We start from the raw sequence: 4,244 nt of genomic DNA, 5'->3' as shown, positions 1-4,244 counted from the left end.
GACCGGTGAATGCCAACTCCCATACCAGTAAAGCCAGTAACGCCTGTTCACTCTCGTCTCCTCCGAGATGAAACCCTCCGTCCCTTCAGTGACGGCCGTGTCCACGCCGTCCTCATGGAAGTCGTCCCCCGCAGGGTCCCCGACCTGGCGGCGGCGCCCCCGGCCGACCGCCCCGTCGCCGCCCGCGACACCCGCAGCGTGCGCGACTACTGGCGCTGGGTGATCGCCCACCAGGTGGACGTGAGCACCCTCCCGCCGCAGACACCGCGGCCCGAGGCGCGCTCGCGCGTCACGCTCCCGCACGGGGCGTAGTCACCGCCCGACGATTTGTTGCGGCGGGATGAAATCCCCTTCCGCCCGTGTTGGTGCTTACCGGCGGAGTGCGGAATCGCGGATCTACGGAAGGCGCCGGAGTGGCAGAGCAGCGGGGGCGGAAGCCGGGACACGAACCGAAACAGGTGCCGGAATCCATCTCGGCACCGGGATGGGCGCGGCGGCTGGTCGGATACGCCTGGCGGTATCCGAAGGACGTCGTGCTCTCCCTGGGCGCGTCCCTGGGCGGTATGGCCCTGATGGCGCTGGTCCCGCTGATCACCAAGGTGATCATCGACGACGTGATCGGCGACAAGAGCCGCTCCATGGCCCCCTGGGCGGGCGCGCTCGTCGTCGCCGCCGTGTTCGTCTACGTCCTCACCTACATCCGGCGCTACTACGGTGGCCGGCTCGCCCTCGACGTCCAGCACGACCTGCGGACGGAGATGTTCGAGACGATCACCCGGCTCGACGGGCGCCGCCAGGACGAGCTGTCGACCGGCCAGATCGTCGGCCGGGCCACCAGCGACCTCCAGCTGATCCAGAGCCTCTTCTACATGCTCCCGATGACCCTCGGGAACGTGCTGCTCTTCGTGATCTCCCTGGCGATCATGGCCTGGCTGTCCATCCCGCTCACCCTGGTCGCCCTCGCCGTCGCCCCCGCCCTCTGGTTCGTCGCCAAGCGCAGCCGTACGAAGCTCCACCCGGCCACCTGGTACGCGCAGGCCCAGGCCGCCGCCGTCGCCGGTGTCGTGGACGGCGCCGTGACCGGAGTACGCGTGGTGAAGGGGTTCGGGCAGGAGGACCAGGAGACCGGGAAGCTCCGGGAGGTCGGGCGGCGGCTCTTCGCGGGGCGGCTGCGGACCATCCGGTTCAACTCCGTCTACACCCCGGCCCTCCAGGCGGTGCCCGTGCTCGGGCAGGTCGCCATGCTCGCCGTGGGCGGCTGGCTGGCCGTGGGCGGGCACATCACGCTCGGTACGTTCGTCGCCTTCTCCACCTATCTCGCCCAGCTCGTCGGGCCCGTGCGCATGCTCGCCATGGTGCTGACCGTCGGGCAGCAGGCGCGCGCCGGTACCGAGCGTGTCCTCGAGCTCATCGACACCCGGCCGTCCATGGCGGACGGGCACAAGGACCTGCCCGCCGACGCACCTGCCACCGTCGAGTTCGACGACGTGTCGTTCGGATACGACCCTGAGCACCCCGTCCTCGACGGCCTCAGCTTCGAGATCCGGCCCGGCGAGACCCTCGCCGTCGTCGGCTCCTCCGGCTCCGGCAAGTCGACCGTCTCGCTCCTCCTGCCGCGCTTCTACGACGTGACACGCGGCGCGGTCCTCATCGGCGGGCACGACGTCCGCGAGCTGACCCAGGACTCCCTCCGGGCCGCGATCGGGCTGGTCCCCGAGGACTCGTTCCTCTTCTCCGACACCGTCCGCGCCAACATCGCGTACGGCCGTCCGGACGCCACCGACGAACAGATCCTCACCGCCGCGCGCGCCGCCCAGGCGGACCGTTTCATCGCCGAGCTGCCCCACGGCTACGACACCAAGGTCGGCGAGCACGGCCTCACCCTCTCCGGCGGCCAGCGCCAGCGCGTCGCCCTCGCCCGCGCCATCCTCACCGACCCCCGGCTCCTCGTCCTCGACGACGCCACCTCCGCCGTGGACGCGCGTGTCGAGCACGAGATCCACGAGGCCCTGGGGCACGTCATGCAGGGCCGGACGACCCTCCTCATCGCCCACCGCCGCTCCACCCTCGGCCTCGCCGACCGCATCGCCGTCCTCGACGGCGGACGCCTCGCCGACCTCGGCACCCACGACGAACTCCAGGCCCGCTCCGCCCTGTACCGGCGGCTGCTGACCGACCCGGACGAGCTGGGCGGCGTCTCGCCCGGCCGCGCCCTGCCCACCCTGCAGCCCGAGGACACCTCCGTACGGGAGGAGCTGGACGCCGAGTTCGACGCCGAGCGCGGCGTCACACCGAGGCTGTGGACCGGCGACCGCGAGCGCAAGGACACCGCGTTCGACGGAATGCCGGCCACGCCCGAACTCCTCGCCCAGGTCGAGGCGTTGCCCCCGGCCGCCGACACCCCGGGCATCGACGAGGCACGCGCGGTCACGCCCGAGGAGTCGTACGGGCTGAAGCGGCTGCTGCGCGGCTTCGGGAGGCCGTTGCTGGTGAGCCTCGCGCTGGTCGCCGTGGACGCCGGGATGGGGCTGCTCCTGCCGATCCTGATCCGGCACGGCATCGACTCGGGTGTCTCCCAACTCGCCCTGGGTGCCGTGTGGGTGGCCGCCGGGCTCGCCCTGGTGTCCGTCGTCGTCCAGTGGGCGGCGCAGATCGGCGAGATGCGGATGACCGGCCGCACCGGCGAACGCGTCCTGTACGCACTCCGGTTGAAGATCTTCGCCCAGCTGCAGCGCCTCGGACTCGACTACTACGAACGGGAGTTGACCGGGCGGATCATGACGAGGATGACGACCGACGTCGACGCCCTCTCCACGTTCCTGCAGACCGGCCTGGTCACCGCCTTCGTCTCCGTCGTCACCTTCTTCGGCATCATGGTCGCCCTCGTGGTGATCGACGTGCAGCTCGCGCTCGTCGTGTTCGTCACCATCCCGGTGCTGGTCGTCGGCACGGTCTACTTCCGCCGGGCGAGCGTGAAGGCGTACGAACTCGCCCGTGAGCGCGTGTCCGTGGTCAACGCGGACCTCCAGGAGTCGGTGTCCGGGCTGCGGATCGTGCAGGCCTTCCGGGGCGAGCGATCGGGCAACGAGCGGTTCGCGGAGGGCAGTGACAGCTATCGCCGGGCGCGGGTGCGGGGGCAGTGGCTGATCTCCGTGTACTTCCCCTTCGTGCAGCTGCTGGCCTCGGTCGCCGCGGCGGCGGTGCTGATCGTCGGCGCGGGGCGGATCGACGACGGGACGCTGACGACCGGTGCGCTGGTCGCCTACCTCCTCTACATCGACCTGTTCTTCGCGCCCGTGCAGCAGCTCTCGCAGGTCTTCGACGGGTACCAGCAGGCGACCGTCTCGCTGGGGCGCATCCAGGAGCTCCTCCAGGAGCGGACCTCGACGGAGGCCGCCGAGGAGCCGATGGACGTCATCTCGCTGCGGGGTGACATCGCCTTCGAGGGCGTGGACTTCGCGTACGGTTCCGGCGACGACGCCGAAGAGGCCCTGAGCGGCGTGCGGTTGACGATCCCGGCCGGGCAGACCGTCGCCTTCGTCGGCGAGACGGGCGCCGGCAAGTCGACGCTCGTGAAGCTGGTCGCCCGCTTCTACGACCCGACCGGCGGCCGGGTCACCGTCGACGGCACCGATCTGCGCGACCTCGACGTCACCTCGTACCGGCATCGCCTCGGGGTCGTGCCGCAGGAGGCGTACCTGTTCCAGGGGACGGTGCGGGACGCCATCGCCTACGGGCGGCCCGACGCCACCGACGCCCAGGTGGAGGCGGCGGCCCGGGCGGTCGGGGCGCACGACATGATCGCCACGCTGGAGGGCGGCTACCTCCACGAGGTCGCCGAGCGCGGACGCAACCTCTCGGCGGGCCAGCGCCAGCTGATCGCGCTGGCGCGCGCCGAACTGGTCGACCCTGACATCCTGCTCCTCGACGAGGCGACGGCGGCCCTGGACCTGGCGACGGAAGCTCAGGTCAACCAGGCGACGGACCGGCTCGCGGGCCGTCGTACGACCCTCGTCGTCGCCCACCGCCTCACCACCGCCGCCCGCGCCGACCGGGTCGTCCTCATGGACCACGGCCGGGTCGCTGAGGACGGCACCCACGACGAACTGCTCGCCCTGGACGGCCAGTACGCCGAACTGTGGCGTGCCTTCGCGGGAACAGCGGAGGAACCGGAGGAACCGGTCACCTCGGCCCGCTGATCGGCCCCCTGATCGACTGGCGCAACCGTTCGACCTGTGCCGTGC

At 71.3% G+C, this 4,244-nt stretch carries 2 protein-coding genes; both read left to right on the top strand.

From position 1 onward, the window contains the following. Positions 1–114 precede the first annotated feature (114 nt). On the top strand, positions 115–312 hold the full coding sequence (locus STRTUCAR8_RS41720) for a hypothetical protein (RefSeq protein WP_006382445.1): 198 nt from the start codon (positions 115–117) through the stop codon (positions 310–312). Positions 313–458: 146 nt separating this feature from the next. Continuing rightward, positions 459–4,199 (top strand): ABC transporter ATP-binding protein, encoded by a 3,741-nt coding sequence (locus STRTUCAR8_RS41715; protein ID WP_044473800.1) that lies wholly within the window; start codon positions 459–461, stop codon positions 4,197–4,199. Positions 4,200–4,244: the final 45 nt, after the last annotated feature.

The organism is Streptomyces turgidiscabies Car8 (genome assembly GCF_000331005.1).
GTDB classification, from domain to species: Bacteria; Actinomycetota; Actinomycetes; order Streptomycetales; family Streptomycetaceae; genus Streptomyces; species Streptomyces turgidiscabies.
Note: the sequence above shows the minus strand (reverse complement) of the source record. Positions and strands in the feature narration are given on the sequence as shown.

Bases quoted from the DNA above. Each gene is read 5' to 3' on its own strand.
- STRTUCAR8_RS41720 (WP_006382445.1), top strand. From the start codon at position 115: ATGGAAGTCGTCCCCCGCAGGGTCCCCGACCTGGCGGCGGCGCCCCCG.